General features: G+C 66.7%; 2 protein-coding genes. Both read left to right on the top strand.

The window, feature by feature from the left end:
- Positions 1-302 precede the first annotated feature (302 nt).
- A complete protein-coding gene (locus tag HW556_RS18210) occupies positions 303-1,082 on the top strand; it encodes a LamB/YcsF family protein (RefSeq protein ID WP_176901543.1) in 780 nt (259 codons plus the stop codon).
- Positions 1,079-2,260, top strand: coding sequence for an NRAMP family divalent metal transporter (locus tag HW556_RS18215; RefSeq protein ID WP_176901544.1), 1,182 nt, complete (start codon positions 1,079-1,081; stop codon positions 2,258-2,260). The genes HW556_RS18210 and HW556_RS18215 overlap by 4 nt, the downstream gene beginning before the upstream one ends.
- The last annotated feature ends 90 nt before the right edge of the window (positions 2,261-2,350 follow it).

A 2,350-nucleotide genomic window follows, 5' to 3' on the forward strand; every position in this document is an offset into this window, starting at 1 on the left:
CTGTAAATGGAGCGGGAGCAACAGCTCGGGCAGCTGGAACGGGCCGTGGCGCTGCGGCCGATGTGGGGGCGGGGCTTCGCTTCGCTGTCCTTCGGTTGCCCCCGCCCGCCGTTGAACGCAACCAAGCGCTACCGTTCAACGAAACCAAGCGCCGCTGTTCAATAAAGCCTCTCGCCCGTCATCCAACGGCACCATGCGCCGCTGTTCAACGACATCCGTTCAACGGCGGGCGGGGACAACCGAAGGACAGCGAAGCGAAGCCCCGCCCCTACATCGGCCGCTTCCGCCTATCTTGCCTGCCTATGAATCCAACCCTTACCATCGACCTCAACTGCGACCTGGGGGAAAGCTTCGGCGCGTACTCCCTGGGGCAGGATGAAGCCATTCTGCCCTTGATAACGTCGGCCAACATTGCCTGCGGCTACCACGCCGGCGACCCGGCCGTAATGAAGCACACCGTGCGCCGGGCGCTGCACCACGGCGTGGCCCTCGGCGCCCACCCCGGCCTACCCGACCTGGTGGGTTTCGGCCGCCGCGAAATGGCCATTTCGCCCGAGGAAGCCTACGATATGACGGTGTACCAGATCGGGGCGCTGCTGGCTTTCGTGCGGGCCGAGGGCGGCACGCTGCACCACGTAAAACCCCACGGCGCGCTTTATAACATGGCCGCCGTGAACCCCGCGTTGGCCGAGGCCCTGGCCGAAGCTGTGTACCGCGTGGTGCCCGAGGCCTGCCTATACGGGCTGGCCGGCAGCGCCCTGCCCCGGGCCGCCGAAAAACTGGGCCTGCGTACCGCCCACGAGGTTTTCGCCGACCGCAGCTACCAGCCCGACGGCACGCTCACGCCCCGCCGCCAGCCCGGCGCGCTGCTCACCGACCCCGCCGAGGGCGAAGCCCAGGTGCTGCGGATGGTGCGCGAGGGTCGGGTGCGGGCCCAATCGGGCGAGGACGTGGTTATCCGGGCTGATACGGTGTGCCTGCACGGCGACGGCCCCCACGCGCTGGAATTTGCCCAGCGGCTCCGGGCCGCGCTGGCAGCGGCCGACGTGACGGTGCAAACGCCTAGCAGGCTCCGCGTATGAAGCCGACGCGTAACTGGAGCGTGCTGCTGGGGGCCGCTTTTCTGATGGCCACTTCGGCCGTGGGCCCAGGGTTTCTCACCCAGACTACCGTGTTTACCGAGCGGCTCGGGGCCAGCTTCGGCTTCGTGATTCTGGCTTCCATCCTGCTCGATATCGGGGTGCAGCTGAACGTGTGGCGGGTGATTGCCGTGGCCGAACTGCGGGCCCCCGACATTGCCAACCGCGTGCTACCGGGCCTGGGCAGCGTCATCTCGGTGCTGATTGTGCTAGGGGGCCTGGCCTTCAATGTGGGCAACGTAGGCGGGGCAGGCCTGGGCCTGTCGGCGCTTACGGGCCTGCCCGTAACGGTGTGCGCCGTGCTGGGCGCCGGGGTCGCGCTGGGGGTATTTCTGGTCCGCGAGGCCGGGCGGCTCATGGACCGCTTCGCCCAAGTGATGGGTTTGGTGCTGGTGCTCACCATTATCTATGTGGCCTTTTCCACCCACCCGCCCCTGGCCGAAGCGGCCCGCCGCACCCTGGCCCCTACCCAGCTCGACCTCACGTCCATCATCACGCTGGTGGGCGGCACGGTGGGTGGCTACATCACCTTTTCCGGCGGCCACCGCCTGCTCGATGCCGGTATCCGGGGCGAGGCGGCGTTGCCCGAAGTCACGCGTAGCGCCGTGCTGGGCATTTCGGTGGCCTCACTGGTGCGGGTGTTCCTGTTTCTGGCCACGCTGGGCGTGGTGAGTCAGGGCCTCGTGATTGATGCGGCCAATCCGCCTGCCTCGGTGTTCCGGCTGGCGGCCGGCGAGCTGGGCTACCGGCTGTTTGGGGTGGTAATGTTCGCGGCGGCCGTCACGTCCATCATCGGCTCGGCTTACACCTCTATTTCCTTTCTCAAGGCCTTGCTTCCCCAGGTAGCAGCCCGCGAAAACCGCTGGATTATCGGCTTCATCGTCCTTTCGACGCTGCTGTTTCTCACCATCGGCCAGCCGGTGCAGGTACTGCTCTGGGCCGGGGCGCTCAACGGCTTCATCCTGCCCCTTACCTTGGGCACGCTGCTGGTAGCGGCCTACCGCCCGGCCATTGTGGGCAGTTACCGCCATCCGCTGGTGCTGGCCGTATTCGGGGTGCTGGTGGTGCTGGTGATGACCTGGCTCAGCGGCTCGGTGCTGCTCAAGGCGCTGGAGGTTTAGCGCGAATTGAACGGCTGTGGCGCGAAACTCCAGCTTCGCGTATCGTTACTGATTGCCACACGACTTCGTTCAACGATACGCGAAGCCGGC

The organism is Hymenobacter terrestris (genome assembly GCF_013377905.1).
In the GTDB taxonomy this organism is placed as follows: domain Bacteria; phylum Bacteroidota; class Bacteroidia; order Cytophagales; family Hymenobacteraceae; genus Hymenobacter; species Hymenobacter terrestris.